Consider the following 26,850-nt stretch of genomic DNA (forward strand, 5'->3'; position numbering starts at 1 on the left):
CTTATCATATTAAGTCAAATAATGGGTTGACTATGTGCGAGATTGATTGGCAATAGGCGCGTTAATTCAAGTAATATTCGAATGTAGCGAAAGCGTATATTAAATCCAAGCAGAATTTATTTTACCGACGAAGCTTGAAAGGGATTCGAACGGTTGCCATCCATAGCGTGTTGAACGTCAGTTAAGCGTTTTTTCGGTCACATAAATGGCGCCCCTACGAAGCGTGAAATTTGTAGGGGCGCCATTCATGGCGACCTGGATCAATCAAAATGACCACCTAACGCCCGCGTTATAGCGCCAGCCTTTGGCGCCGTTGCCGTCGATCTCTTTGCGGTAGTCCGCTTCGGCATACAACGATACATCCTTGTTTAGCGTTGCGCTGCCGCCCAGGCCGACATCCCACATCTGGCCGAATTTACCGCTGTCAAACGTTTGACTGCCTTCTGCATCCGCCGCACCAATTTTGGTTTTCGCAGTGCCGCCCCAGCCTTTGTAGTAATTGGCGCGAACATACGGTGTGTAGGCGTTCTGGCTGCCGTCTTGCCAGGTGCGATCGAGGCGCGCGCCGAGGCGGCCAATGGTTTGATCGTAATCGTTATACGACACGCGGGTGTTATCACGATCGGTGAAGCTATCCATCTTCATCTGCAGCCAGGTAATTTGCGCCTGCGGTTCGAGGCGCACGCCGTTGGCGAAGGTGAACGGATAGCCCGACTCCACCGAGGCGGTCCAGCCGTTGCCTTTCGGTGATGCCACCTCTTTCTGCCGCGCAATATCCGTCTCGCCGCGATACCAGCCCCAACTTAGCGAGCCATCGAGGTAGAACCCGCTGTCGCGCAGCCAGGTGCCGTAGAGCGAAATGGTGTCGCTATCGAAACTGGTGGAGCTGTAACCGTCCGCCGCCTGTGGACGAATGCGCGTATTACCCCGCGTATATGCCACCCCACCGCGCAGGCTTTCTTCAGCACCATCAACCTGCAGCAGGTTGCCGCCCAGTTGTACCGCGCTGTAATCCAGGTCGAAGTCGTAACCGTAATCGGCTAAACCGCGATTACTTTGGTACTTCAGATTAGAGCCGAGATAACGAATAAACATCTCGCCGCCCACGCCTTCAGGCTCGCCTTGCTGCTGACGCAGTTCACCGAGGCGCTTATGCAAGTCGTCAGTCACCGCCAGCGAGTAGTAAGCCAGACCAACCGGCGCCGAGATATACGATGGCACCTGCGGTGTAACGGCCAGGCGCGCCGCACGCTGGCCGCTGCCCGCTTGCGGCTGGCACAGCGAGCCATCTTCACAGACGAAGGTATTGGCGAGACGATAATCCCACGCCCCCGCAGCCGAACTGCCCGGCGCGAAGCTGGCTAAGCCGTATTGCCACGGCCCGGATGCGACATAGCCATTCTTCAGCACAAAGCTCGTGGCGCTGGCGTTACCGGTTACCTGCGCCAGCGAGACGCCTTCGTTGGCAGCAATCACGCCATCGCGGTTGCTATCCAGCAGCGGGCCGCCAGCCAGTTTATCCTCAATCAAAGTGGTGCCCGTGGCGTTGCCGTTGACGCGTAACAAATCACTTTGCGTTGCCGTCGAATTGAGTTTCAGGTTGCCGCCGGTTGATGCCAAATCGCCATCAATGGTTAAAGTATTCGCCGCTGCGTTGCCGCCGTTGGTGAGATCCAGCGTACCGGCGTTGTTTACCACCAGCGAATCGCCGGTTGCGCCCTGCAGCAGCGGATTAACATTATCACCGGCGTACAACGTACTGCCGGCATCGATATTGATGGTGCTATGCGCCAGTTTGATGTTGTCGGTCAGCGTCCATTGGGTATCGAAGAAGTTGAGCGTGCTCCAGCCCGCGCCGAGGTTGGTGCCTTTGCTGGCATCATCGCTGGCAAAGGAACCGCCGCGCGCCGACAGCTTGCTGAGGTTAAGCGTGCTGCCCGCCCCGTTTTCCGTGGTGATGTGGCGCGTATCCGCCAGGCTGACTTTTTGCACCGTCGCCTGATTCGCCGCACCGCTGCCCATCGTCAGGCTGCCGTTCAGCGTGCCGCCGGTAACGATCAGCTCATCGCTGCCGCTGCCGGTATTCACGTCGCCGATTACCGAACCATCAAGGAGCGCGATCACATCATTGCCTGCGCCACCGGCCACCACGACCTGATCCGGGAACGGTGCGTTGATGGTGCCTTCATTGACAAATACCGTGTTTCCGCCGCGCAAATCGATCAGCGGAGAGACGCGGCTGAGTGAGCTAATCGATCCCTGATTGATCACCTGGCTGGCGGTGCTGGTCTTAATCGCCGAGCCGCCGTTAGCATCGCGAATGCTAATCGACCCCTGCGAAATGACTCTGCCGCTGGTATTGGCGCGAACGCCGGTGCCCTGCGTGGAAACCAGAATCGAATAGTCCTTGCCGATCACCAGATCGTTACTGGTGGTCGAGCCATCTTCATTTTCGAAGCGATAGCCGGTGCCGGTACCGCTGACGTTAATCAGCACGCGACCATTAGGATCAAATGAGGTGGCCGAACGCACGCCGTTGCCGCCTGATACCTCAAGCATCACGTTTTCCAGCGAGATGTTGGCGGTTTCAGCGCGGTTATTGAGGGCACTTCCGCTGCCTAAAGCGCCGATAATGATGTCGTTGGCTTCAACGCCCTGCGCACCGCTATCGAGCAGCAAACCGTCGGCTTTGCGCATCGCTTGTATCGTGCTCGCGCCCTGCCCGTCACCATAGATTTTTAGCCAGCCACCGTCGCCAACACGCAACGCGGCGATGCCGTCGTCAACGCGCAGGGAGCTATCCATTGGCACGTATTGCCCGTAGCCGCTGCTGACGTCTACGCCCGTGCCCGAAGCAATATGGATGCTGCCACGGTTAATGAAATTACCGCCGTCATGCACGCGCGCGCCGGTGCTGTTGGGGCCGCGCAGATCGACTGCGCCCTGATACTGGTTGAAAATGCGCGCGCCGTCGCTGACATCAAAAGCGGTGGCATGGCGGCCATTGCCGTTGATTAAACCGGCGGCGTAGATCTCCGTTTCATTGGTACTCGCCTGTGCCGCGGTATTGTTGCGTCCGTTAAGCGTGATGGTGTTGGTTAATACGCCGGAAGCGTTATAGGTTGCGCGCATCACCGTGGCATTCTTGCCGGTAACAAGATAATTATCGGTCCCAGACACGTAGGATCCTGACTCTGACACCACAATACCGGTGGTGTTTTTGCCGCTGAGCGTAACGGTGCCGGCGGCCTGCGGGTAGAGCCACCCCTCAGTGGCGACTTCATACAGCGTCGAACCTTCAGTACTGACGTTAACGTTGCCACCATTGCTGATCAGCCGCGAACCGTGATCCTGAATCTGATAGCCCACCTGCTGTGGATGATGAAACACCACGCTACTCTGCGGGCCAAGGTTTACCTGTCCCCCCGCGCTCACCAGTCCACCGACCGTGTAATCGCCATACAGATTCATGGTGCTGTTTTGATTGATGCGGGATAGCCGGTCATAGGCAATAAAGCCGTAGGCACCCGAGTAAATATTCAGCGTACCGGTATTGTTGATGTCAGTGGTTGTCACCTTGTCGCCGACAAACTCATAACCATCGGCATACAGCGCCACACCATTATTGGCGACGCTAATTACGCCGCTATTGGTCACCTTGCCACCGTTGGTCGCATAGATTGCCTGCGGTGCCAACCCCATTAAGCTGATATTGGCGGTATTGATCACCTGCGCATGATTACGCGCAATCAAACCACGCTGAAATTTATCATTACCGCTTAGCGCTGCATGGTTGGTTAACAAGGTATTTTCATTAAACTGCGTATCGGGATTAACCACAGAGCCCTGCAACAAATAGCGATTACCGTCCACTTGAGCCCAGCGGGCATCTTGACCGATAAGGTTGACCTTGGTTGCCGCATCAACGGTGGCACGTGCACCGTCGGTAATCCACAGCCCGGAAGCGTAATCACTGTTCAGATTGAAGGTCGCCCCGTGAGTGGCGATCTCGCTGCCGTCGCCAGCGGCAAATACGCCAAGGGCAAAGGGCGCATTCATGGAGAGCGTCATGCCGCGGCCATCAAAATCCGCGCCCTGCTCAAGGCGAAAAAGCGTGCCGCCGTTACTAGATGTGGCGTAGTGCCCGTTAGCCGGCAAGTTGATTTTGGCGTTGGGCCCGATGGTGTAAAAACTGATTTGTCGCTGAGCGAGAAAGTCTCCATTGCCTACGGATGAGGGCACGGCGCTGGGAGTGACGTTGACTGTGGCATTGCCTTCAGCGCGGATGCCGATGCCTGCCGTGCCGCGCAAATTAATTTTCCCGCTGACATTAGCCGTAGCGCTGCTGCCCGGCTCACCTATCACCCAAACAGCGGTATTGTTGGTGCCGCTAAAACGATCGGCATCACCACGCACGTTAATGGTGCCGCTGGAGTAAGCGCTAGCGCTGTCACCATCACGCGCGATGACTTTGAGGCCGGTGCCGTTATCGCCATTAAGATTGATGGTGCCAGCATTGCCCACCTTACCGCCGCTGCCGGCATTAATCGCCAACATGCCAACGTTTTCCAGGGGCTGATATTGCGCTTTGCCGTTTACATCGATCACACCGTTGTTGCGGGTAACGGCGTTCGGCGCAAGTTCTACCCGCATTCCCACCGCATTTTGTACTTTGGAACCAATCACGATGCGGCCATCGTTAATCACTTTTGAATCCAGCAGCTGATAAATGCCGCTGACACCGCCACTCAAATTAACGGCGACCTCTTCGCTGCGATCATTTTTACGATTCTGCGGTGCACGGCCGATATAGATGGTGCCGTCTTTGGCATTCACGAAACTACCGTTTCCATCGCTGCTCGGCAGCACGCCCGCCGCGCCGCCAGCGCCGGAAATGTCGCTGACGCCGACATTGATATTGCCGTGGTTCACCACCCTGCTGTTGTAGGAACTGATGCCGGTACTGAAGCCCGGGCCGGGTTGCAGATTGATGACGCCTCGATTGATAAAGTGGCTACTGTAATTGGCGGTCACCGCGCTACCGGCCGCACCAACCGTGCTGCTATCGACGCCTTTACCGTTGGCGTTATTAAGAAAACCGGTATTAATCACGCCATTGTTTATTCCGCGCGCGCCGTTGAGCAACTCCAGGCCAGAACCGGTGCTGGAGAGCTTGCCATTGATAATCGCTTTCGCGCCATTTATGGCGCGCATCACCACGCTATTACTGTTCACCACCTCCAGCGTTTTGCCGCGATTGATTTTGACCGTCGCCTTAGGACCATCGGCGCTGAGCACCACCTGATCGAAAATCGGTAGCGCCACCTCATCGTCGAAGTTGTTGCCGCTCATGCGATAGACCACGCGTCCGTCCCGCAGCGCGTAGGCTTTGTTAAATTCTGCGTTGTAGCTGTCGGTGCTGAGATTGGCGTTGGACAGTTGATCGATCAGCCAATCGTTGTAATTGCGAAGTTCATTGAGATTGGTGACGTTGAAGGTGCTGGTGCCGCCGTCCAGCGTGTTGACGGTGAAGACGCCCGCATATTGCACCACGTTGCCCACATCATAAGCCAGGCGATCGCCGCCGTATGGCGTGGTGCCTGCGGTGAAGGTGATGCGATTATTGGAATTCCAGTTGAGGTTGCCTTTATTGCTGGCGGTAAATAACTGGCTTTGCTTCGCCGCCATCGACCAGCTATTCGTTGAGGAATTGGCCGCTGCGTTATGCTCGCCAATATCGATATTAAGCGTGCCATTGCTAACGGCAGCGACGCGTGCATTAATATATTGTTTGTCGTTTACATCAAAATAATCTGGCACTACGGTATCCAGACCTACTGCGGGAAGATCGACAATTTCAGACGTTTTAAACACGGAATATGTGGTGTAAGTATTTTCCTCATAATTAGGAATACCAATTAAATAGCTCTGCTGACCGATTTGCAGTCGCGCTTCGCCAATGACATTGTCATTGATAATTCGACCAATAGTGCGCAACTCACCAATCGTCACGCTGCCCGTGCCATTCTCACCGGGCGTAAACTGCGGCAATCCACTGAGCGTTTGTGTGCTGCCATTACATAAACAGTATGCACCCACCTTATTGTCATTAATTTCAGGCGTATAGGGCTTTAATATCGCAGCCGTTGTCGGCAGCACAGGGAACATCATGCCTTGCGCAGCCACAAGGCTTAGTAACACCGGATTTAATTTAAACACAATGTTTTCCTCAACAGAGAAAAGACAAATTGCGTACGGATGTACGCTTCAGGTTTGTTTAACTGACTGAATTATTTTGTTTCAGGTTTTTAATGTTTGAAATTGGGTGAAATGAGTATCAACGCTAGGTAGGGTTAGCGTCTAGTTTGAGTTAAGGATTTGTGAGATGGGAGAGAGGATTTAGGAATTTGGCTAACATTAGCCTAATATATATTGGACCTACAAAACTTGATTTGAAATTTCACCATTCAAAAATCAAGTCAATCATTAGATTGTCAAAAACTAATGTTAGAACATATTAAAAAAGAAAAAACCCTCAGCCATTTAATTAATGCCTGAGGGTTAAGAATCAACTAAACCTTTCAGGACTGAGGGAGGTTCCAATTGCTCGGTCACAATAGTTTGCAAGCCAAATGCCCTTTTGGATAATGGATGTAGACTTACTTGCGATGCAACTTTTCACAATGCCAGAAATTTTATTAACAAACAAATCATCATGCTCCCCCTGCAAATAATTGACAAAATGCAAACCATCATATTCTTTAACTAAAAGATCTGGAACTTGTCCATTTGGAAACAATAAATCAACCACGTCTGATGAGACCACGACACGAGGATAAATCGCCTTTTCACTCTCAACAAAATATGCATCGATCAAAGCCGGACTGAAAATGAAGCTGTTTGAGCTATAATGTTTATTGATAACAACACCACCTCTGCAAAGAAAGCCATTTTTAATCAAATGTTTTTGATACAATGACACCGCACTCACAAAGTCGTCAAACCCTTCTTTATGGTATAATTTAGATATCACTATCGAGTCTGAAAATTGAGTGAGCTCTATCTGTTTCTTGCCAAATATCCTTTGACATTCCACATGACAATCAAAAAGTGAATCCAGCAGCTCTCCTTTATATCCACTTTCTTTTTCTTTTTCAACAATACCTTTGAAACCAAGAATATCTATGAAGGCAACGAATGAAGTAGTAATTTCCATTTACTTAATTCTCTTTTCATATTCAAAAATAGTAGTGCATGCCTTTGCAAATAACTTGCGGTAGCTTTCAATCCTTTCCGCAGCGCCAGTCCAGTTATTACCTCTCCACGGATCTCCACTTTTTGTTATTAAAGCCGTATCAGATTGATTTATATTGAAAACTGCTTTACCCACTTCTTGCATCAATGGGGCCAATTGATTGAAATCAGGGATTTCAATAACAATAGCGCTACCTTTAGAATCCCCTGCAAATTCCGGAAGATACTTATCATCACCCATTAAAGGTTTAATCTTATTGTCAATCTCTGCAGGTATTCTATCCATCCACATTTGATAACCTGGCTTTGCTACTCCAGAATATTTTTTAAATGCTTGAACAATACAGCCTAAAAATGCAGGGCTACCATGTCTAATTGGCAATCCCATTTCATTATATGTTTTAATTGCTTGCTGGTGTTCGTTTATCCATCGACTGATAATATGACTTAATGTAGATATAGCTTGTACGTTAAAGCGATCAGGTGCAACTGGAATAAAGAAAGCATCACATGATAAGAAAAATGATCTCGTTAGTGCTCCAGAACTAGGCCCCACATCTATAAACACATAATCATACTTTTCTTTTTCAGCTATTCTTACAAGAAAATCACCAATTGATATGTAGGTCCTCATTAAATTAGTTCGTTGACTTAATCGTTGGACGTGAGCTTCTGCTAAATCATCCTCAATAGAAGATAGGTCTACAGAGCCTCTGATCAAGTCCAAATTCTCGCTTATCTTAGCTGTAAAAACTTTATCTAAGTCAATGAAGGCTGAATCACCCTTGATCCTCTGATTCAAAACCTCCAAAATATCCGTACCTGGTAACTCTGCAATTTTTTTGTTTTTTTCAGACTGTGCATCGAGTTCTTTAATAGTTACCGCCATGGAAATTTCGGTTAAATTACATTGAGGATCAGCATCAACCATTAAAACCTTTTTACCTATTCCTGCAAGATAGCTGCAGATATTGAAAGTAGTGGTGGTTTTTGAAACGCCACCTTTATGATTATACAGTGTGATAATTTTCATAATAAATCCTTCTATTATAATGATTTTTTGACTTACTGGATGTTTAACTACTATTAGCACTTTGGACTATCTTAAAACCTTTAAGTAAATCCATTGCTAATAATAACTCGCATATAAAAAGTTATGCAACCGCCATGTTTATGAGTAGATTATAAATCTACTTTCAATATATCTAATTTTAAAAATCACGGTTCACTTTTACCAGATAAATATTTCAAAAACAACAACATCAGTAAAATTAATTTCCTATATTAGATTGCACTTCTAAAGGCCAGGCCGCCAATCCCTTTATCTCCTTCAGCACAAACATACTCTGCATCTCTTTTATCCCTGGCAGTCTACGAATAACCGACATCGCGAAGTCGGCATACGCATCCATATCTGCCGCCACCACTTGCAATAAGAAATCGGCATCGCCGCCGATGCTGTAGCAGGACACCACATTATCCAGCGACATCACTTCCTGTTCGAATTTACGCGCTTCGGCTTCACTGTGGCTATCAATAGAGACGCGCACGAACACCATCACATTAAGGCCAATCTTTTTTCGATTAAGTACCGCACGATAACCCTGAATCACTTCATCCTCTTCCAGCTTGCGCACTTTGCGCCAGGTGGGGGATGCGGAGAGGCCAATTTCGTCGGCGAGGTGTTGGTTGGTGATGCGCGCGTCCTGCTGCAACTGCTGAAGAATTTTGATATCTGTCTTGCTTAAGCTCATAACGGGATAATCCTTTCCGTAGACTTGCGGTTTAGGGATTTTTTATCCCTAACGCGTCCTTTTTGCAATGCATTCCGCAAGCACTTTTCTTTCGCCTTGCCGCATACTTTTCACTTGATGATTGCCATCAGAATCATTGCGCGGAAGTCGCCATGAATGGCGACCCTACGTCGTAGGGTGCGCATTTATGCGCACCAGGCAGACCAGCATTATTCGCTAAACCGCGCACCTCTAAAACCACTCAAAGTGAAGGCTGTATCATGAATTTCGACGCAAACACCCATCGCTGCACCATCGTGATTGATCAGCAACTGCCCGCAGGATTGGCAATGAACGCTTGTAGCGTTATCGGCATTAGTTTTGGAAAATTGATAGGCAATTTGGTGGGGCCAGACCAGCAGAGCCAGGATGGCGTGAACTATCCTGGCGTTATTTACGCGCCGCTGCCGGTGTTATTGGCTGATGGCAATTACCTGCGCGAGTTGCAGCAAATAAGCGGCGTCGATAACGAGATCTTTGCGATGCCGTTCAGCGCGCTGGCACAATCCTGCAAAACCTACGATGAATATGGCGAACGTATCGCCAACGCGCACAGCGATCATATTGAGTTGGTGGCGTTGGGTTTGATCGGTCACAAGAAAAAAATCACCCGATTAACCGGCAATTTGAAGCTTTATCGCTAAACATCCTGTTCTGCCTCGGCCGCAAACCATGCAGGTGGCTGGCCGACGTAGCGGCTGAATGCCACGCTGAACGCGCTGGCAGAGCGATAACCGACGCGCTCCGCCACTTCGGCTACCGCCATGCTTTTTCCACGCAGAAGATTTTTCGCGAGCGCCATGCGCCACGTCAGCAGATAAACCATCGGCGCGACGCCAACTGCGGCCCGAAAACGCACAAAGAAAGCGGAACGCGAAAGTGCAGCGGCTTTAGCCAGTTCTGCCACCGTCCAGCTGTGCGCGGGATTAGCGTGAATAGCACGGATCGCTGCCGCCAGGCGCTCATCGGCTAATCCGCCCATTACGCCCGGACACGCATTACAGATCGGCATCGATCGCAGCGCCTCTATTAACAGCAGCTCCAGCAAGCGCTCCAGCACCACATGGCGCGCCGGCCGCTGCGCGCGACATTCGTCCACCACCAATTGCACCAAGGTGGTCAGGCGAGATTCACCGCGCACCTGAATAAACTGCGGCAGCAGCGAGACGATCAATCCAGCATCGGGCGCGCCGAACTGGCAATAGCCAATTAAGGTTTCCACGTCGGCTGGCTGCTGTTGATCGCCAATCCAGAACTCGCCGGGTGCGAGCATCTGCGGCACGGTTTCTGGCGCATCGTCGGCAGGTGGTTCAGCGCTGGTCATGCAAAATTCCCATGCGGCCGGAATCAGTACAAAGTCGCCCTGCTCAAGGGTTATTGGCGCATGCCCTTTCATCTTCAGTTGACTGCGGCCTGCCAGCACCAGGCAATAGAACGGTTGGCCAGTTTCGCTACGATGTACGCGCCAGCGACCATTAGCTCGCGCACGCTTGGAGAAAGCTGCTTGCGGCTGTAGCAACGAAACCATCTCAGCTAAGGGATCGATCATTTGGACTCCTGCTAATGAAAGTAGGACTCTGCATTGTAGTGAGTCCAGCACATTGACTCTATAGTGATCACCTACCCTAAGGCAATGCAGGAGTGAGAGATGAAAACGATTCTAATCACCGGCTGTTCTTCCGGCTTTGGTCACGCCACCGCGCTCTATTTCCTCGAGCGCGGCTGGAACGTGATCGCCACCATGCGCAATCCGCGTGCCGACCTGTTTCCCGCTGCAGATAATCTGCGTTTGCTGCCGTTGGATGTCAGCGATGCGGCCAGTATCGAGCAGGCTATCGCCGCAGCGGGCGATATTGATGTGCTGGTGAATAATGCTGGAATTGGCGTGCTGACCTCGCTGGAAGGCACGCCAATGTCGACCGTGCGCGACATCTTTGAAACTAACACGCTCGGCACGATTGCACTGACGCAGGCTGTGCTGCCGCAGTTCCGTGCCAGGCAGAGCGGTACCATTATCAACGTGACATCGACGGTCACACTGAAATCCTTACCGCTGCTGGCGGTTTACACCGGTAGTAAAGCCGCGGTGAATGCCTTTACCGAATCGCTGGCGCTGGAGCTACAACCGTTCAACATCAACGTGCGTCTGGTGCTGCCGGGTCTGGCTCCCACCACCGATTTCGGCAAGAACGCGATGCCGCGTATGGAAAACACCCAGCTCGAGCCGTATCAGCCGCTGCTTGATGGCGTGTTTAACGCGATGCAACAGCCGCAGCCGACCACCAAAGCGAGCGATGTTGCTGAAGCGGTATGGCGCGCGGCAACCGATCCCGATGCGCCGATGCGCATTCCGGCCGGTGAAGATGCGGTGGCATTAGCCAACCAGCCAGGTTAACTGTGAATCCCGGCGACAACAAGGTATTCAACAGATGATGCCGGGCGCCAGCGTGGTGCGCAGTTTGTTTGGCAATATCAATAGCTAACCGCTATGTTGTCACTCTCGCCTGCTCACTTTTAGGACTCTGCATGCACATCAGCCCGTTGGCGCAGCAGCCACAGTTATTCGATGCGGTCACCCAGATGTTGCATCGTGAATGGTCAGATTTACCAAACTGGCGCGATGCATCTGTTATTCAGCAGCGCTTGCAGGCACGCAACGCGGATCGAGCTAAAACGGTCACGCTGGTAGCGACCACCACAGCTGGCGAGTTAATGGCGACCGCCAGCATCATCCACTACGAATTAAGCGATCTCAGCGAGCGCGAGTTTTGGCTCGGCGAGGTCATTACCGCGTCAGAACATCGTGGCAAAGGCCTGGCCAGTGCTTTGGTAACGCAATTAATTGCCGAAGCGCGTCTGCGTGGCATCGCGGCGCTGTGGCTGTATACACCCGACCAGCAAGCGCTCTATCGCCGCTTCGGCTGGCAGGATGTGGAACAGCGCGAGATTGCTAATGAAGATGTGACGGTGATGAAGTTGGTCATTTAAGATGATTTCGCCAGCGCCTGCAGTGCCGCCAGTCCATCACGCGTAATCCAGCTACGCAGCGGCGCAAATAACGGTTCAGGTAATTCCTCGGGCGCGAACCAGTGCCAGCCGCTGCACTTCTCCGGCTCCATCAGCTGCGGCTCGCCGCTAGCGTCCTGCGCCACCAGTAACAGCGTGATGTAATGCTTGTTGACCTCGGGAAACACATCGCTCACAAAGGCGCCGTTTTGCACCTCACCGAGTTGCAAGCCGGTCTCTTCCAGCACTTCGCGTCGCGCGCAGGCTTCCGGCGCCTCACCAAATTCCAGATGACCGCCCGGCGCCGACCAATCCCCTGCGCCATGGCTACCTTTACGCTGCCCTAACAACAGTTTCCCATCGCGAAAAATTAACACGCCGATGCCCACTTGTGGCGACATATGTGCTCCTTGTTTGCAGGTCGTCATAAATGACGACCTGAGGTTATCGAAAAACTGCCCCACGTTTTATCACACTCTTTATTGCTGCGGTTTGAAACGTAACGCCATCACCATCAGCAGCACAATGCCCACGCTCATTATTGCCCACGCGCTATCCAGCGATGCGGCGCGATCGCGCACCATGCCGGCAATCAGCGGCATTAGCGCTGCCAGCAAATAGCCACCGCCCTGCACGAAGGAGAGCAGCGCGCCCGCCTCTTCTGGCGTGTGCGCATGATCCAGCGTGACAATTAGCGAAAGCGGGAACAACGCGCCGATGCCCAATCCCAGCAGCAAGGTGGGCAGCCACACCTGCGCGCCGCCCAGTAATATCAGGCTGATCAAACCCAACAAAATCAGGGCCAAGACCACCAGCAGCGGACGGCGACGATCGCGGAAGCGGTGAATCAGCGCCGACAGCACAAACCCCGCCACCACCTCGGTTAGCGTTAAAGCCCCCAGCACGTAACCGCTCTGCTCCGGCAGCCAACCGTGCTGAATATAAAACGGCGGCAGCCACGCCAGCACTAAGGTATAAGCGCCGGTGCCGATACCAAAGAAGATCATCAGCAGCCAGGCACGGCGTGCGCGATCCGCGCGGGGAGCGGTGCGGTGTTGTGCTGGCGCGCTGCCGGGCGAACCTACCAGCCACAACAGCAGTGCAATCGCAGCAGGTAACAGCGGAATCGCGAGCGTTACCGCCAAGCCCCGGGAGTTCGCCAATGGCACGGCACTGGCTGCCGCAATCGCTGCGCCTGCCATGATGCCGGTGGTGAACAACGCCATCAGCGTGCCCGCTTTCGCGCCGAAGTGACGTTTAATCTGCGCTGGCATCAATGCCTGAATTAAGCCAATGCCACAACCCGCCACCAGCGCGCTAACAATCAATGCAGTGGCGGATTGATCGAATCCACGCGCCAGGCTGGCCAGCGCCAGTAACAGCAACCCCGCCGCTATGCCACGCACTTCGCCCAGCGTACGCAGCAGCAGCGGACCGGCCAGCGCCGCTAATCCCATCATGATCACCGGTAAGGTAGTAAGCAGACTTAGCTGCGTGGCGCTAAGCTGCGCGTCCTGTTGCAGCAGCGGAAATAGCGGCCCCATCGCCGCCATAATTGGTCGCAGATTCAGCGCGATAACAAAAACCAGTAAGGCAAACATCCCAACCGCAGGTAAAGTACGATTCACTTTGCAACTCCTTGCACATTAAAAGTATCTTAACGTTAAGATACTTTTCGCGACAGCAATAGCCCCTGCGCACAAAGCAACAAATTAAAAGTTAGGAGGGCAAGGCTGAATAACACATACCAATCGTAGCGGCGCAATTTATTGCGCAATGCCTGGATGGGCATTTAGCCGTCATTGAGATGCGCGATAAATCGCGCCGCTACGGATGGTGCAAAATGTATAAAAGTTAATGAATGGAGAATCAGATTGGCGGATCACGTTGATTTTGTAATGAAACAGTGGACCAGCGCTATGCCTGAGCTGGATGCATCATCAATGGCGGTGTTTGGTCGCATGCTGCGCATCATGCAGCATCTGGCGAAAACCCGCGCGGCGGCACTAGCACCTTTTGGTTTCCGTGATGGCGAATTTGATGTGCTGGCGACGCTGCGGCGCGCGGATGCGCCCTATCGCTTATCGCCGACGCAGCTGTATAAATCCTTACTGGTAACCTCGGGCGCCATGACCAATCGGCTCAATCGACTGGAAGACGTGGGTTTGATAATGCGTGTCGCCGATCCTGAGGATAAGCGCAGCACGCTGGTGGCGCTCACCGACGCTGGCCTCGCAAAGATTGAGCAGGCGCTGCAAGTGCATACGCAAACGCAAAACCACTTGCTGAGCACGCTGGATGATGAGCAGCAGCAGCAACTGCAATCTCTACTCAGTCAGCTGCTGGTGGCAAGCGAAACGGGAAGTTAATTCGCGGTTATCGATGTGTCAAAATATGAATTAATTCAGCACTTTTTCCGTTAAAATATGCCTCCCGCCCGGCATTGTTACGGATTAGAGATGAGCAACAAATACGCCCCGTCGCAAATATTTCTTCACTGGTTGACCTTTCTGTTGGTCGTCACTGCGTATTGCACTATGGAATTTCGTGGACTGGCGACGCGCGGTTCATGGCAAGGCTTCGCGATGATCATTGGTCACTTCAGCGCCGGCAGTTGTGTGCTGGTGCTGATGCTGTCACGCGTGATGCTGCGTTTTCGTCATCGCAGCCCGGCAATTATACCCAAGCCCCCGCACTGGCAAACCGGCCTGGCGCATCTGATGCATCTGGCGATCTACCTGTTTTTCATCGTATTGCCGACGCTAGGCATTTTGTCGCGCTTCTATATGGGCCGCACATGGTGGATTTTCGGCATTCCGATGCCGGTGAGTGGCGATCCCGATCCCGATTTTGCTGACATGATTGCAGACTGGCACGAAACCCTCGCGCCTTATGGCTATTGGCTGATTGGCATTCACGCGGTTGCCGCATTAGCGCACCATTATCTGTTCAAAGACAATACGTTATTGCGCATGATGCCATCGCGTCGCTCACGTTAACACGCGTAGTGACAACGTCACGTAGCATGGCTAAAACGTCAGACTAAAACTGTCGTCGAGCAAGGCTAACATCTCGCTATCCGGCAAGCCGTTTTCCAGTGTGATGCTGAGCCAGTGCTCTTTATTCATATGGTAAGCCGGATAGACGCCATGCTGTTGACGCAGCGAACCATTCAGTTCGGGCCGGGTTTTAATGTTCATCACGTCGATCACCGGGCCATCCGGCAAACCGAGTTTGTGGCTCTCCAGCGGGAACACCAGCGCAAACCATTTGCGATGTCGCGGATGACGCAGCACCGCGTATTCACTGTGTTTTTTCCATGGATAATCGGGTTCTACCTGATAGTGCTGATATATGTAGTCGAACAGCTGCTGGCGTGTCATGCATCCTCCGTGGTGAGCCACGCGCAAAAAAAGCACGTGCGAAGCCATCATACTAATCAGTAAAGACTACACTGCGTATTGATTTTTTTGCGCTGAAACGGCGCCCTTAAACCAGGGAAGTGAATGATGTTTCATCTGATTTTCAGCATACCGAGCTGGTATGTAATCGCGCGGTTTTTATTCCCGTTAGCGATGCCGCTGCTATTAAAAATTGTTCTCTCTCTGCTGGTGTTACTGGCTTCACAGTATCTGCTGGTCAGTCGCTTTACCTCCGGCAGCATGTTCTCGCCGGAAATGCCCCGCGCCATCGTCATTCTGTTCAACTGGGGTTTTAGCGCCGTTTTGTTTCTCGCGCTCACCCAGTTTGTGATTGATGTGGTGGCGCTGATCTCGCTGTTATTCCGTCATCCGTTTGAAATCGTGCCGGCGATTCGTTATGTGGCGGCGGCTTTTGCTTTCATCCTTGCCACCGTCGGTGTTTATCAGGCGATACGCGTTCCGCCGGTTAAAGATGTGACGATCGCCATTAAAGATCTTCCCCGTGAGTTCGAAGGCTATCAGTTGCTGCAGCTGACCGATATGCACATCACCAAACTCTTCAATGAGAAGTGGACGCGCGCGCTGGTGCAGAAAGCTATGACGCTGGATGTCGATCTGATTCTGGTGACCGGTGATGTGATTGATGGCACGTTGCACAATCGCCGCGCGGACGTGGAGCCATTGCGCGGTTTACATGCGCCTGATGGTGTTTTTGCCATCACCGGCAACCATGAATATTTCTTCGAGCAGGAGCGCTGGACCGCGCATCTGGCATCGCTGGGGCTGGAACCTTTGCTTAATCGCCATACCGTGATTAACCGCCATGGCGCAGAGCTGGTGATTGCCGGCATGCCGGATACCTCAGCTTCACGTCGTGGGGCCGTGGGGCCGGATTTAGATTTGGCGTTGGCAGGTGCACCGGAAAATGCGCCGGTAATTCTGCTCGATCACCAGCCGCGCAATGCACGGCAAAACGCCGTGAAGAACATCGATCTGCAGCTGTCCGGACATACGCACGGCGGCCTGATTGTGGGCTTTGACCGGCTGTTTGCCAAACCTAACGCGGGTTTTGTCTCGGGGTTGTATCAGGTGGATGGCATGCAACTCTATGTCAACAACGGAACCGCACTTTGGCCGGGCATGGCGGTTCGCTTAGGCCGACCATCGGAGTTAACTCGCATTACCCTGCAGCGTAAAGAGTAAAGCGCTCACTCAGGTCGCCAGCGCGCATTGAGACTTCAATGCGCGCTGGAATGTAAAGCACATCAGCGCCGCGACGCATCCCACAATCTCATCATTTGCGCGATGCCCCGTTCAACCTCCACGAGGGGAACGTTATCCCGCGCCAGCGTTGAGATGCCCAGCATAAAACTGTTGAAGCTGACCGCCAGTGCCAGCGTCTCCTCATCATTTTTCAACTCTCCACTGCTGATGCCTCTCTCAACGCAATGCTTAATGCCTGCACCGGTACGCATGCGCGACGCCTCAAACGGTTTCAGCACGTGACGATTCTCTTCAGCGCAGGATGACATCACGCTGAGCGCAACCATGCATCCGCGCGGATGCGAAGGATCGTACTGCATTCTGGCGGAGTTCAGCAGCGCCGTCTCCAGCGCCTGCCGGGCGGGTAAGCGGCTATCCCACAACGCTTCCGTTACCTGGGCATGCGTTTGCAGATAACAGTTCGCCGCTTCAGCAAACAGTGCTTCTTTCGATCCAAACGCGGCATAGAAGCTTGGCGCGGTTATCCCCTTGCCTATCGATGCTTTCAGCTGCGCGAGCGAGGTTGAATCGTAGCCATTTTGCCAAAAGAGGTGCATGGCTTTCACTACCGCTTCATCCCGGTCAAATTGTCTTGGTCTGCCTGTTCTCATCATCAACTCCTCCGCCATTTATACTAATCGATACAGAATTCATTGACAACGTACAGCAGCTCTACGCAATATAAATACCGATCGATACATATATTGATGTTGCGCGATGGCGTTGTTCTTACTCAACTAAAGGCTTAACGATGAAATTAGATAAACATGGAGAGGCGCAGCAATTGCCGATATTGGCGCTGCTGGCGCTGGCGATGGCGGGCTTTATTTGTATTCTGACGGAGACGATACCCGCTGGTTTGCTGCCGCAAATCAGTCAGGGACTGGCTATTTCGCCTGCGCTGGCGGGTCAGCTGGTTACCGCGTATGCCGCTGGTTCCCTGATCGCAGCGATTCCGCTGACGCTGCTGACACGAAGCTGGTCGCGCCGCGTGGTTCTGTTGAGCACCGTCGGTGGATTTCTGGTTTTTAACACGCTCACCGCCGTCTCTTCTAACATCACCCTCATTTTAATCGCGAGATTTTTAGCCGGGGCGTCGGCTGGCTTAGCGTGGAGTTTGATTGCGGGCTATGCACGCAGAATGGTGATTCCCTCGCTGCAGGGACGTGCATTGGCACTCGCCATGGTAGGCACGCCAATTGCGCTCTCATTGGGCGTTCCAGCGGGAACCTGGATGGGATCGTTACTTGGATGGCGTCTGACTTTTGCCGTGATGTCGGGGCTGTCGATCATCCTGATTGGCTGGATACTGCTGGCCGTGCCGAATTATCCCGGCCATTCCGCGAAGCAAAAAATGCCGCTCGCGGCGGTATTACGTCTGCCCGGCGTACGCTCCGTGCTTGGCGTGGTGCTGGCGTGGATGCTGGCGCATAACATTCTCTATACCTATATCGCACCCTTTATTGCCTCGGCGGGACTGGCGGCGCGAGTGGATCTGGTGCTGCTGATCTTTGGCATTGCCGCGCTGGGCGGGATTTTCATCACCGGCAAAATCATCGATACCCATCTGCGCAAAGCGGTGCTGTTATCCCTGTCGATGTTTGCGGTGGTAGCGCTGGTGTTTGGCTTGATCACGTTAACACCCGGCGTGATCTATCCAGGCGCCGCCGTCTGGGGGCTGACATTCGGCGGTGCCGCGACGCTGCTCCAGACGGCATTGGCCGATGCCGCCGGTGAATATGCCGACGTCGCGCTATCAATGAATGTCGTGACTTGGAACAGCGCCATCGCTCTCGGCGGTTTAACCGGCGGATTGCTGCTCAAGCATGCCGGTTCCCAATCGTTCCCGTGGGCGATCCTCATATTGCTGTTGGTCGCATTAGCGATTGCCCTGCGTGCCCATCAGGGTTTCCCGGCGACGAGCAGCAGAGCCAAAGTATCACTTAGCCCTGCCAGCGAGACAGAGTGATAACAGGCAGCATGCGTAGGGGATAACGGCAAAAAGCTAAAAGCCGGACGGATGTCCGGCTCATGAGAGGATAATTACGCTTTAGCAAACGCCAGCAGATCGGGGTTAATCTGCTCAGGATGGGTCGCGAACATACCGTGTGACAAACCCGGATAAGTTTTCAGCGTGCCATGCTTCAGCAATTTGATGGCTTTGTGTGCTGAGTCATCAATCGGCACCACCTGATCGTCTTCACCATGCAGCACCAATACCGGCACGCCAATCGCTTTCAAATCTTCAGTAAAATCGGTTTCAGAGAAGGCAGCGATACAGTCGTATTGCGCTTTGGCGCCGCCCGCCATGCCCTGACGCCACCAGTTATCAATCAATCCCTGGCTGACTTTCGCGCCTGGACGATTAAAACCGTAGAACGGTCCTGCCGGCACATCGATAAAGAATTGCGCGCGGTTGGCTGCCAGCGCCGAGCGGAAACCGTCAAACACCGACTTTGGTAAACCTTGCGGATTGGCTGCGGTTTTCAGCATGATTGGTGGCACCGCGCCCATCAATACCGCCTTCGCCACCCGACCTTTCTCAGCGTGCGCCACATAACGCGCCACTTCGCCGCCGCCGGTGGAGTGACCAATATGGATGGCGTTGCGCAGATCCAACGCCCTGGCCAGTTCCGCGACGTCGGCAGCGTAGGTGGTCATATCATTGCCGCTGTCGGTTTGATCGGAACGCCCATGTCCGCGACGGTCATGGGCGATAACGCGGTAACCTTCGGCTAAGAAGAACAACATTTGGTTGTCCCAGTCATCGGCGCTTAAAGGCCAGCCGTGGTGAAACACCACCGGTTGTGCGTTTTTTGGACCCCAGTCTTTGTAGAAGATGCGGGTACCGTCTTTAGTAGTGATGATGCCGTTGCTCATTTTAGAATCTCCAGACTGTGATGATAATGATGTTAAACCGGTGGCGAAGGCCGAGTGCGCCAGCCCGATGCTGGCTGACAGCGTACCGCCAAGAATCAATAAACTTCGTCGTGAAATCGCTAACTGTTCAATCACTGCACCTGACATATTCAATCCCTGTTAACGCTGATTGCTGTTCGATGGATGCATTGTCAGGGAAAACGGCAAGGTGTAATATTGTCATTAATGACACATTAAGGGCCGTAAGTGACAAATGATGAAATCAGCTGAAAACCACGTTGTTGCCGAGGTCGGCCTGGTGATGTATCCCGATTGCCAGCTCGCGGCGATATATGGGCTGACCGATATGTTCAGGATCGCCGCAGAGTGGGCGGAGAATATCTCCGGAGAGGAACGCAAACGAACCATCCGCGTATCGCATTGGCAGATAGACCCAAACAGCGACCACATGCAGTGCGTCTGGGATAGTCATCCTGATACGCCGCATCGTTTAAGCTACGTGATTGCGCCGCCAAGCCTGGTGGTGCCCGCCAGGATGGTGCCGATGAAGGTGCCTGCCGCCTGGATGAGCGAGCTGTATAACGCGGGTGTTACCCTGTGTTCGGTATGCGCCGGCGCATTTGTGCTGGCTGAAACCGGGCTAATCGATCATCGCCGCGCCACCACGCACTGGGCGTTTGCGCAGACGCTGGCAGAGCGTTTTCCGGCGGTTGAGGTGGCGGTAGAAAATATGGTTATTGACGATGGCGATATTATTACCGCTGGCGGGATACTGGCATGGACGGATTTAGGTTTGACGCTGATCGAAAAAGTGTTAGGCACCGGCACCATGTTAGCCACCTCGCGCTTTTTGCTTGTCGATCCGCCGCGACGTGAACAAAGTACCTATTCCGCTTTCATTCCCAATTTTGAGCACGGTGATAGTCAGATTCTGCGCGCGCAGCATCACCTGCATGCACGCTATGCGGAACAGCACAGCATTGAGACCATGTCCGAGCTGGCAAGCATGACGCCACGCACTTTCCTGCGTCATTTTCAGAAAGCGACCGGCATGCGCCCAACGGATTATTTGCAGCAGGTGCGTATTATGAAAGCGCGCGATGCGCTGGAGCTGAGCAATCGTGCTGTCGATCAGATCGCCTGGGAAATTGGCTATAGCGATCCTTCCGCCTTCCGTAAAATATTCCGTAAACTCACCGGCATCACGCCTGGCCAGTACCGACAGCGGTTTGGCACCCAGGAACGGGTGCCAAACGCTTAAGACATCAACTCAGCTGGAAACGCCCAACGGTGTTCGCCAGCTGCGATGCCTGATCTTCCAGCGAACTGGCGGCGGCGGACATCTCCTGCACCAGCGCGGCATTCTGCTGCGTGGTGCTGTCCATTTCATTGACTGCGATAGTAACCTGGCTGATACCGCGCGCTTGTTCATCGGAGGCAATAACAATTTCACCGATGATGGTGCGCACCGAATTTACCGCCTGCGTCATCTCCTGCATGGTTCTGCCGGCATCCTGCACCAGCTGCACCCCGCTACCAACGCGCTGCGTCGACTCCTCAATCAGCGCACCGATATCCTTCACCGCATTGGCGCTGCGCTGCGCCAGATTCCGCACTTCCGATGCCACCACGGCAAAACCGCGCCCCTGCTCACCGGCGCGTGCGGCTTCAACTGCGGCGTTAAGCGCCAGAATATTGGTCTGGAAGGCGATGCTATTAATAATCGCCGTGATATCGCCAATCTTCTTCGCGCTGTCGTCGATCTGCGCCATGGTTTGCACCACCTCACCCACCAGCGTTTCCCCACGGCTGGCGATGTGCGTGGCGTTATCGGTCAGCGTTGTCGCCTGATGCGCATTGGTGGCGTTGTGTTTCACCGTCGCGGTGATCTGCTCCATGCTGGCAGCAGTTTGCTCCAACGCGGCAGCCTGCTGTTCAGTGCGTGATGCCAGATTTAGGTTGCCGCTGGCGATCTCACCCGCGCCCTGACGTACCGATGAACTGGCGTCCTGAATCTGCCCAACGATCTCACGCAGCTGGTTTTGCATGGTATGCAGCGCATAGAACAAGCTGCTGTTATCGCGCCCTTTCAGGATGATGACGTTATCCAGTTTGCCATCGGCCACCGCCAGCGCGATGGTTGCCGCCTCCAGCGGTTCGCCACCAATGGGTTTCAGCACCTTACGGTTAAACAGCATGCCAAGCAGCGTACACACCACCAGAATACTGATGATCATCAGGATTACCGCGTGGATCAGCTGGCGATGCGCGGCGGCCATCACTTTGCTCACCGGCGCCACCACGCCGAGATACCATTGCTGATCGCTGTTACCGATTGTCACCGGCTGCCAGGTCACCAGCGCATCTTCACCGAGCAACGCATCGTGTTGTTCCGTTACGCTATGGCTGAAGTTGTGGGTATCGGCCTTCCACGCTTTGCTGGTCTGGCTTTTATCCGGGTACGAAACCACCTTGCCAGCACTGGAGAGCAGCATCGCATAGCCGCTGCCATCCCAGGGTTTGATTTTATTCACCCTCTCCTGCAGCGAAGCCAGCGAAATATCCGACGTCACTACGCCCCACAGCTTGCCCTGGCTGACAATCGGTGCCGCGACGGAGGTCAGCAGCGTTGGCACGCCGTTGTAGGCGTAGCTGTAAGGCTCAATCAGCGTGTCTTTCTGGCTTTTCTGCGGCAGCAAATAGTAATCGCCCTGACCTGGCGTGAAGATTGAGGTCAGCGGATGCAGGTTGAAATTGCCAGTTTGGTCGCGATCGACAAAAAACGCGTAGCGACCTTTTGGCGCGGCATTCGGCTGGGCGGCAAACTCCGCGTCGCGGCCGTCAAAGGCGTTTTCTTCGAAGATCACTGAGATCGAGAGATAGTCTGGATTGTCGCGCAGTGCCGATTCCATCAGTTTGTCGGCGACCTTACGATCCTGAATGCCCGCTGCGGGCAGCGCGATCAGGCTATGGCCGAGGTTGTGGGCAACATCGCGCGCGTAGCTGAGTTGATGCTGAATTTGCAGCGCCTGGCTCTGCGCGATCTGTTGCAGATAGTTTTCGGCCAGCGACTTTTGTTCATTACTGGATTGCCAGCTCAGCACGCCGATGGTTACGGCAAACCCGAGCGTGATGGTCAAGGCGCCCGTCAGCAGCATCTGCGTGCGGGTGCTCATGGTTTTCTTAGGTGATGCGTGTTTGGCCATTATGGCGCTCCTGGAGTTGACACTTTTCGGTAATCAGAACCACTCCCTGTGCGCGTACATCCCTTTGAAGAGACTATCGGCGCGCGGCGGGGGAACTTGATGGCGAAGGAGGTCGGATCAGAGCGCGGAATCAAAGCATCGCACATTCCGTAGCGGCGCGATTTATCGCGCAATAAATTGCGCCGCTTGTATCTTGAATGTGTTGCTGGTTAGCTACCAGCAACATGAAACGGAGGCAGCTTTTTGCGCCGCTTAAGACCCGATCTTGCTTCGTAGCTTTAAGCCCTCCGTTTCTCCTTTCACGCCAGCAACTACTCTGAACGGTAACCAGAAGCTCTGACTTCGTATGTACAAGGCTAGATGGCGTGATGGTTTAAGTGAAAGGGAGATATCCGATGTTCTGTCTTGGTATTGATGTCAGCAAAAACAAACTCGACCTCTGCCTGTTCCCCGGCAACGGCAAAAAGAAAACGAAATCCATCAAAAATCAGGTCGGCGTAGAACGTGACATCTGCGACTGGCTCCAGAAGCAGAAGTGCCCGCCAGAGCAGGTGATGGTGGTGATGGAAGCGACCAGCGTCTATCACGAAAACGTCGCTTACGGGCTGCACGGGAACACGCCCGTGACGGTCTGTATCGGCAATCCGCAACGGGTCAGGGAGTTTGCCCGCGGAATGGGTATCCTGACCAAAAATGACGCGGTCGACGCCTGGGTGCTGGCCCGTTACGGCGAGCTGAAACAGCCCGATGCCTGGGTTCCGCCGCCACCGGAAGTCCGCAAGCTGAAAGACCTGCTGCGTCTGCGTGACGCCATCGTTGCAGATGTGCAGCGCGCGATGAACATGCTCGCGAAGGCGAAATCAACCCTGACGGCGGGCGAGGTGACCGAATCGCCTGAGTGCACAAAAAAATCGCGGGAAAAGGATCTGAAGCGAATAAACGCGCTGATTGACGACCACATGGATAAGAATGATGGTCTGAAAGATGATCTTAAGCTGCTGGAGTCGATAAAAGGTATCGGCGGCGTAGTGGGAACGACCATGCTGTCGGTGCTGCGTACGTGCCAGTTCCGCAATGCGGGTCAGGTAGCGGCGTGGCTGGGCGTGGTGCCGGTCGAGAAGACGTCAGGCAGTTCGGTGAGAGGGCTGGCCCGGATGTCGAAAACCGGTCCCGCCGACGTGAGAGCGAAGCTGTATATGGCCGCGATAGTAGCGGCAAGGTGGAATCGCCCCGTAAGAGCGCTGTATGAAAGGCTGATGGCGAAGGGCAAGCCAGCCAAAGTGGCGCTGGGAGCGGTGATGCGCAAACTGGTCCATCTCTGCTTCGGTGTGCTTAAAACACGAGAGCCGTGGAACGAAAACTACGTAGCTACCGCTTGACGTTCAAGACGGTAGCTACGGAATGTGCGCTTTTGAGAGGGCGACCGGCATCAGGCCAGCGCCCAATGCCGGTCTTTTCCTTAAGCGTTACTTTTTCTCCGGCAACGCATAGGCCAGCACGTAATCCCCAACCGGCGTCTCCATAAAGTGGTGACCGGCAGCGACAATCACCAGATATTCACGCCCATTCTGCGTGTAGATCATCGGATTGGCCTGGCCACCCGCGGGCAATTCAGTGCTCCACACCTGCTTGCCGGTATGCATATCGATAGCGCGAATCAAATCGTCGGTTGCTGCGGCAACAAAGATTAATCCGCTCGACGTCACCACCGAACCGCCGTTATTCGGCGTACCGATATTAATCGGCAAACCGGTCGGCAGACCGAACGGACCATTACGACGCGCCGTGCCGAGCGGACGATCCCAAATGGTGCGACCATCACGCATATCAATAGCGCGAATGCCGCCGTACGGGGGCTCTTTGCACAGCATGCCGGTGAACGGCAAGCGCCAGCCCGCATTGACGTTGACCGCATAAGGCACGCCAATCTGTGGATCGCCGGCGCCTTCCGCATGCCCTTCATCGTGTGGGTTGTAAGGAACCTCATCGCGCGGTTTCCAGCCCAACGCATCCGCTTTGGCGCGTGGCACCAGAATGTTGTAGTTCGGCATATCGTTGTAGTTCGCAATGATGATGCCGCGAGTAGGATCCACGGCAACGCTGCCCCAGTCAGAACCGCCGTTATAGCCCGGATACTCAATCGAATGACGATCGGCTTCCGGCGGCGTGTACTGGCCCCGGTAGCTGGCCTTCTGGAACTGAATGCGGCATACCAGCTGATCAACCGGGGTTAAGCCCCACATATCCTGCGGCGTTAGATCCGGCTTACTCAGATGATGGAACAGCGAATAGGGCTGCGTGGGCGAGCGCTGATCCGGCTCAATCCCGCCGCCGGTGACTTTACGCTCCTCGACGCCAAATAGTGATTTACCGGTGCGGCGATCCAACACGTAAATCTCACCTTGCTTGGTCGGCATGATGATAGCCGGGATTTTGCCACCGTTTTTATCCGGATAATCCACCAGCGTAGGCTGCGAGCCAGGATCGTAATCCCACACGTCTTTATGTGCGGTCTGGAATGACCAGGCAGGTAAACCGGTGTCGATATTCAGTGCCGTCAGCGATACCGAATACGTGTTCTCCGCCGCTGTCCGCGTGCCGCTCCAGTAATCCCCCGAAGCGTTGCCCACCGGCAAATAGACCAGTCCGAGCTTGTCGTCACCGGTGAACGAGGTCCAGACATCTGGCGAACCGCGTTTATAGGCATTCGGCCCGGTTTTCGGCGTCGCGGTATCCGGTGCTGCCGCATCCCACGCCCACTTCAACTGACCGGTGCGCACGTCGTACGCTTTGATCACGCCCGGTGGGCCAAATGCGCGTTGACCATCAATGGTTTGGTGCGCCACTACTAAGGTATCGCGGATCACCACCGGCGCGGAGTTAATCGCCACATAGCCGTCATAGGTTTCGCCCATATCCTCAGCCAGATTAACCGTGCCTTGATTGCCAAAGCTGCGGCAGACTTCACCGGTTTGCGCATTCAGTTCGATAATGCGTGCGTCCAGCGTGCCGAGAATGATGCGCTGCTGGCAATCGCTGTTATCGCCGGCTGGCGCACTCGTCACTGCGCTGTTTTGTCCGGCGGTGACGTGGCTGTTGGTTTGGCTGTCATACCATGTCAGCCCGCGACAGGCCGCGGTATAAGGAATGGATTTATCGCTAACTTTAGGATCAAAGTGCCATTTCTCCTTGCCGGTGCTGGCATCCAGGGCAAACACACTATTGCGCGCGCTACAGGTGTAGAGCGTATCGCCCACTTTAATTGGCGTGTTCTCCCCGCCCCAGCGCGCCTTAGGCAAATCGCCAGTACGGAACTGCCACGCCAGCTTGAGATCTTTGACGTTGTCCGGCGTGATTTGACTGGCATTGACGAAGCGCTGAGACGCCAGCGATCCGCCATAGGTATACCAGTCGCCGCTGTCCGGCGTGGAGGCTTTGCCGCTACCGGTATCCGCCATAAAGTTGGCCGAGCCGGCCGCTGGAACGTTGCTGGCCGGCGTTTCATTCAGCGGGGCAAACGGCAGCGCAGCGGCGACGATGAAAGCGACAATTAACACGCTCGCCAGCACGCGTGAGGTGCCACGACTGACGCGTGGCGCCAGATTAGGCAACTGGAAAGCGAACCAGATGCCCAATATCAGCATCAGTGCGAAGCGCGGCACCCAACGCCAATAGTCGAGACCCGATTCATAAATGGTCCAGATTAACGTGCCGATAAACACCAGCGTAAACCAGGCTGCACCGCTGGTGCGTTTCATGAAGATCAGCACGGCAGAGATAACTAAACCTATCCCCGCCAGCACGTAATACCAATTACCTCCTAGCGCGACCAGCCAGCCGCCGCCTGCCGCTAATGCAATGCCGAGCAGCAGCAAAACCGTAGCGAACAAGATATTCCAGAGCGAAAGTCTGGTTATTCGATTTGCGATATCCAAAATATGTTTCCCTTTGCCATTAATAATCACAGGTACAAATATTTTTTAACTTCGCTGTAAATTTTAGAATTCATTAACCACTTCGCCGTAT

Annotated in this window: 21 protein-coding genes; 9 read left to right on the forward strand and 12 right to left on the reverse strand. The window is 53.8% G+C overall.

Going from position 1 to position 26,850, the window contains the following annotated elements:
* Positions 1–264: 264 nt before the first annotated feature.
* The 4 genes from WH298_RS20885 to WH298_RS20900 form a co-directional block, all read right to left on the reverse strand.
* Positions 265–6,219 (reverse strand): autotransporter outer membrane beta-barrel domain-containing protein, encoded by a 5,955-nt coding sequence (locus WH298_RS20885; RefSeq protein ID WP_180823898.1) that lies wholly within the window; start codon positions 6,217–6,219, stop codon positions 265–267.
* A 349-nt stretch (positions 6,220–6,568) separates the two neighbouring features.
* Positions 6,569–7,216, reverse strand: coding sequence for a hypothetical protein (locus tag WH298_RS20890; protein WP_180823899.1), 648 nt, complete (start codon positions 7,214–7,216; stop codon positions 6,569–6,571).
* Positions 7,217–8,287, reverse strand: a complete 1,071-nt coding sequence (locus WH298_RS20895) for a ParA family protein (protein WP_180823900.1) — start codon at positions 8,285–8,287, stop codon at positions 7,217–7,219.
* A 238-nt stretch (positions 8,288–8,525) separates the two neighbouring features.
* Positions 8,526–9,008, reverse strand: a complete 483-nt coding sequence (locus WH298_RS20900; protein ID WP_180823901.1) for an Lrp/AsnC family transcriptional regulator — start codon at positions 9,006–9,008, stop codon at positions 8,526–8,528.
* A 260-nt stretch (positions 9,009–9,268) separates the two neighbouring features.
* Here WH298_RS20900 and WH298_RS20905 point away from each other — a divergent pair, with 260 nt between their 5' ends.
* Positions 9,269–9,691, forward strand: a complete 423-nt coding sequence (locus tag WH298_RS20905; protein ID WP_180823902.1) for a DUF2000 domain-containing protein — start codon at positions 9,269–9,271, stop codon at positions 9,689–9,691.
* Here WH298_RS20905 and WH298_RS20910 read toward each other — a convergent pair.
* Complete coding sequence (locus tag WH298_RS20910; protein WP_180823903.1) at positions 9,688–10,596, reverse strand: AraC family transcriptional regulator; 909 nt, start codon at positions 10,594–10,596, stop codon at positions 9,688–9,690. The genes WH298_RS20905 and WH298_RS20910 overlap by 4 nt on opposite strands.
* A gap of 99 nt (positions 10,597–10,695) precedes the next feature.
* Here WH298_RS20910 and WH298_RS20915 point away from each other — a divergent pair, with 99 nt between their 5' ends.
* Both WH298_RS20915 and WH298_RS20920 read left to right on the forward strand, forming a co-directional pair.
* Positions 10,696–11,442 carry an SDR family oxidoreductase gene (locus WH298_RS20915; protein ID WP_180823904.1) on the forward strand — a complete coding sequence of 249 codons (747 nt, stop codon included), beginning with the start codon at positions 10,696–10,698 and terminating at the stop codon, positions 11,440–11,442.
* A 131-nt stretch (positions 11,443–11,573) separates the two neighbouring features.
* Positions 11,574–12,035, forward strand: a complete 462-nt coding sequence (locus WH298_RS20920) for a GNAT family N-acetyltransferase (protein ID WP_180823905.1) — start codon at positions 11,574–11,576, stop codon at positions 12,033–12,035.
* Here WH298_RS20920 and WH298_RS20925 read toward each other — a convergent pair.
* Positions 12,032–12,454 (reverse strand): nucleotide triphosphate diphosphatase NUDT15, encoded by a 423-nt coding sequence (locus WH298_RS20925; protein WP_180823906.1) that lies wholly within the window; start codon positions 12,452–12,454, stop codon positions 12,032–12,034. The genes WH298_RS20920 and WH298_RS20925 overlap by 4 nt on opposite strands.
* 78 nt (positions 12,455–12,532) lie before the next feature.
* Positions 12,533–13,681, reverse strand: a complete 1,149-nt coding sequence (locus tag WH298_RS20930) for an MFS transporter (RefSeq protein ID WP_339541596.1) — start codon at positions 13,679–13,681, stop codon at positions 12,533–12,535.
* A 246-nt stretch (positions 13,682–13,927) separates the two neighbouring features.
* Between WH298_RS20930 and WH298_RS20935 the strand changes: the two genes are divergently transcribed.
* Positions 13,928–14,422: a MarR family winged helix-turn-helix transcriptional regulator gene (locus WH298_RS20935; protein ID WP_180823907.1), complete on the forward strand. Its 495-nt coding sequence runs from the start codon at positions 13,928–13,930 to the stop codon at positions 14,420–14,422.
* A gap of 90 nt (positions 14,423–14,512) precedes the next feature.
* Positions 14,513–15,052 carry a cytochrome b561 gene (gene cybB / locus WH298_RS20940; protein WP_180823908.1) on the forward strand — a complete coding sequence of 180 codons (540 nt, stop codon included), beginning with the start codon at positions 14,513–14,515 and terminating at the stop codon, positions 15,050–15,052.
* A gap of 30 nt (positions 15,053–15,082) precedes the next feature.
* Here the strand turns inward: cybB and WH298_RS20945 are convergent, their stop codons facing one another.
* Positions 15,083–15,436, reverse strand: coding sequence for an MmcQ/YjbR family DNA-binding protein (locus WH298_RS20945; RefSeq protein ID WP_180823909.1), 354 nt, complete (start codon positions 15,434–15,436; stop codon positions 15,083–15,085).
* Positions 15,437–15,562: 126 nt separating this feature from the next.
* On the opposite strand from WH298_RS20945, the gene WH298_RS20950 reads away from it, so the two are divergent.
* Positions 15,563–16,678, forward strand: a complete 1,116-nt coding sequence (locus WH298_RS20950) for a metallophosphoesterase (RefSeq protein WP_180823910.1) — start codon at positions 15,563–15,565, stop codon at positions 16,676–16,678.
* Positions 16,679–16,740: 62 nt separating this feature from the next.
* On the opposite strand, the gene WH298_RS20955 is transcribed toward WH298_RS20950, so the two are convergent.
* Positions 16,741–17,352, reverse strand: a complete 612-nt coding sequence (locus WH298_RS20955) for a TetR/AcrR family transcriptional regulator (RefSeq protein WP_180823911.1) — start codon at positions 17,350–17,352, stop codon at positions 16,741–16,743.
* Positions 17,353–17,489: 137 nt separating this feature from the next.
* On the opposite strand from WH298_RS20955, the gene WH298_RS20960 reads away from it, so the two are divergent.
* Positions 17,490–18,707, forward strand: a complete 1,218-nt coding sequence (locus tag WH298_RS20960) for an MFS transporter (RefSeq protein WP_180823912.1) — start codon at positions 17,490–17,492, stop codon at positions 18,705–18,707.
* Positions 18,708–18,781: 74 nt separating this feature from the next.
* Here WH298_RS20960 and WH298_RS20965 read toward each other — a convergent pair whose 3' ends face one another.
* Positions 18,782–19,618, reverse strand: a complete 837-nt coding sequence (locus WH298_RS20965) for an alpha/beta fold hydrolase (protein ID WP_180824289.1) — start codon at positions 19,616–19,618, stop codon at positions 18,782–18,784.
* Positions 19,619–19,874: 256 nt separating this feature from the next.
* Between WH298_RS20965 and WH298_RS20970 the strand changes: the two genes are divergently transcribed.
* Positions 19,875–20,879 carry a GlxA family transcriptional regulator gene (locus WH298_RS20970; RefSeq protein ID WP_049853473.1) on the forward strand — a complete coding sequence of 335 codons (1,005 nt, stop codon included), beginning with the start codon at positions 19,875–19,877 and terminating at the stop codon, positions 20,877–20,879.
* 4 nt (positions 20,880–20,883) lie between these two features.
* On the opposite strand, the gene WH298_RS20975 is transcribed toward WH298_RS20970, so the two are convergent.
* Positions 20,884–22,824 carry a methyl-accepting chemotaxis protein gene (locus WH298_RS20975; protein ID WP_180823913.1) on the reverse strand — a complete coding sequence of 647 codons (1,941 nt, stop codon included), beginning with the start codon at positions 22,822–22,824 and terminating at the stop codon, positions 20,884–20,886.
* Positions 22,825–23,219: 395 nt separating this feature from the next.
* Here WH298_RS20975 and WH298_RS20980 point away from each other — a divergent pair, with 395 nt between their 5' ends.
* On the forward strand, positions 23,220–24,203 hold the full coding sequence (locus WH298_RS20980; protein ID WP_180823914.1) for an IS110 family RNA-guided transposase: 984 nt from the start codon (positions 23,220–23,222) through the stop codon (positions 24,201–24,203).
* Positions 24,204–24,290: 87 nt separating this feature from the next.
* Here the strand turns inward: WH298_RS20980 and WH298_RS20985 are convergent, their stop codons facing one another.
* Positions 24,291–26,714: a membrane-bound PQQ-dependent dehydrogenase, glucose/quinate/shikimate family gene (locus WH298_RS20985; RefSeq protein WP_191322290.1), complete on the reverse strand. Its 2,424-nt coding sequence runs from the start codon at positions 26,712–26,714 to the stop codon at positions 24,291–24,293.
* Positions 26,715–26,850 lie beyond the last annotated feature (136 nt).

Source organism: Pantoea nemavictus (assembly GCF_037479095.1).
Taxonomy (GTDB): domain Bacteria; phylum Pseudomonadota; class Gammaproteobacteria; order Enterobacterales; family Enterobacteriaceae; genus Pantoea; species Pantoea nemavictus.

Coding starts and splice junctions, on each gene's coding strand:
- WH298_RS20890 (WP_180823899.1), bottom strand. CDS start 7,216: ATGGAAATTACTACTTCATTCGTTGCCTTCATAGATATTCTTGGTTTC.
- WH298_RS20895 (WP_180823900.1), bottom strand. CDS start 8,287: ATGAAAATTATCACACTGTATAATCATAAAGGTGGCGTTTCAAAAACC.
- WH298_RS20900 (WP_180823901.1), bottom strand. CDS start 9,008: ATGAGCTTAAGCAAGACAGATATCAAAATTCTTCAGCAGTTGCAGCAG.
- WH298_RS20905 (WP_180823902.1), top strand. CDS start 9,269: ATGAATTTCGACGCAAACACCCATCGCTGCACCATCGTGATTGATCAG.
- WH298_RS20910 (WP_180823903.1), bottom strand. CDS start 10,596: ATGATCGATCCCTTAGCTGAGATGGTTTCGTTGCTACAGCCGCAAGCA.
- WH298_RS20915 (WP_180823904.1), top strand. CDS start 10,696: ATGAAAACGATTCTAATCACCGGCTGTTCTTCCGGCTTTGGTCACGCC.
- WH298_RS20920 (WP_180823905.1), top strand. CDS start 11,574: ATGCACATCAGCCCGTTGGCGCAGCAGCCACAGTTATTCGATGCGGTC.
- WH298_RS20925 (WP_180823906.1), bottom strand. CDS start 12,454: ATGTCGCCACAAGTGGGCATCGGCGTGTTAATTTTTCGCGATGGGAAA.
- cybB (WP_180823908.1), top strand. CDS start 14,513: ATGAGCAACAAATACGCCCCGTCGCAAATATTTCTTCACTGGTTGACC.
- WH298_RS20945 (WP_180823909.1), bottom strand. CDS start 15,436: ATGACACGCCAGCAGCTGTTCGACTACATATATCAGCACTATCAGGTA.
- WH298_RS20950 (WP_180823910.1), top strand. CDS start 15,563: ATGTTTCATCTGATTTTCAGCATACCGAGCTGGTATGTAATCGCGCGG.
- WH298_RS20955 (WP_180823911.1), bottom strand. CDS start 17,352: ATGATGAGAACAGGCAGACCAAGACAATTTGACCGGGATGAAGCGGTA.
- WH298_RS20960 (WP_180823912.1), top strand. CDS start 17,490: ATGAAATTAGATAAACATGGAGAGGCGCAGCAATTGCCGATATTGGCG.
- WH298_RS20965 (WP_180824289.1), bottom strand. CDS start 19,618: ATGAGCAACGGCATCATCACTACTAAAGACGGTACCCGCATCTTCTAC.
- WH298_RS20970 (WP_049853473.1), top strand. CDS start 19,875: ATGAAATCAGCTGAAAACCACGTTGTTGCCGAGGTCGGCCTGGTGATG.
- WH298_RS20975 (WP_180823913.1), bottom strand. CDS start 22,824: ATGGCCAAACACGCATCACCTAAGAAAACCATGAGCACCCGCACGCAG.
- WH298_RS20980 (WP_180823914.1), top strand. CDS start 23,220: ATGTTCTGTCTTGGTATTGATGTCAGCAAAAACAAACTCGACCTCTGC.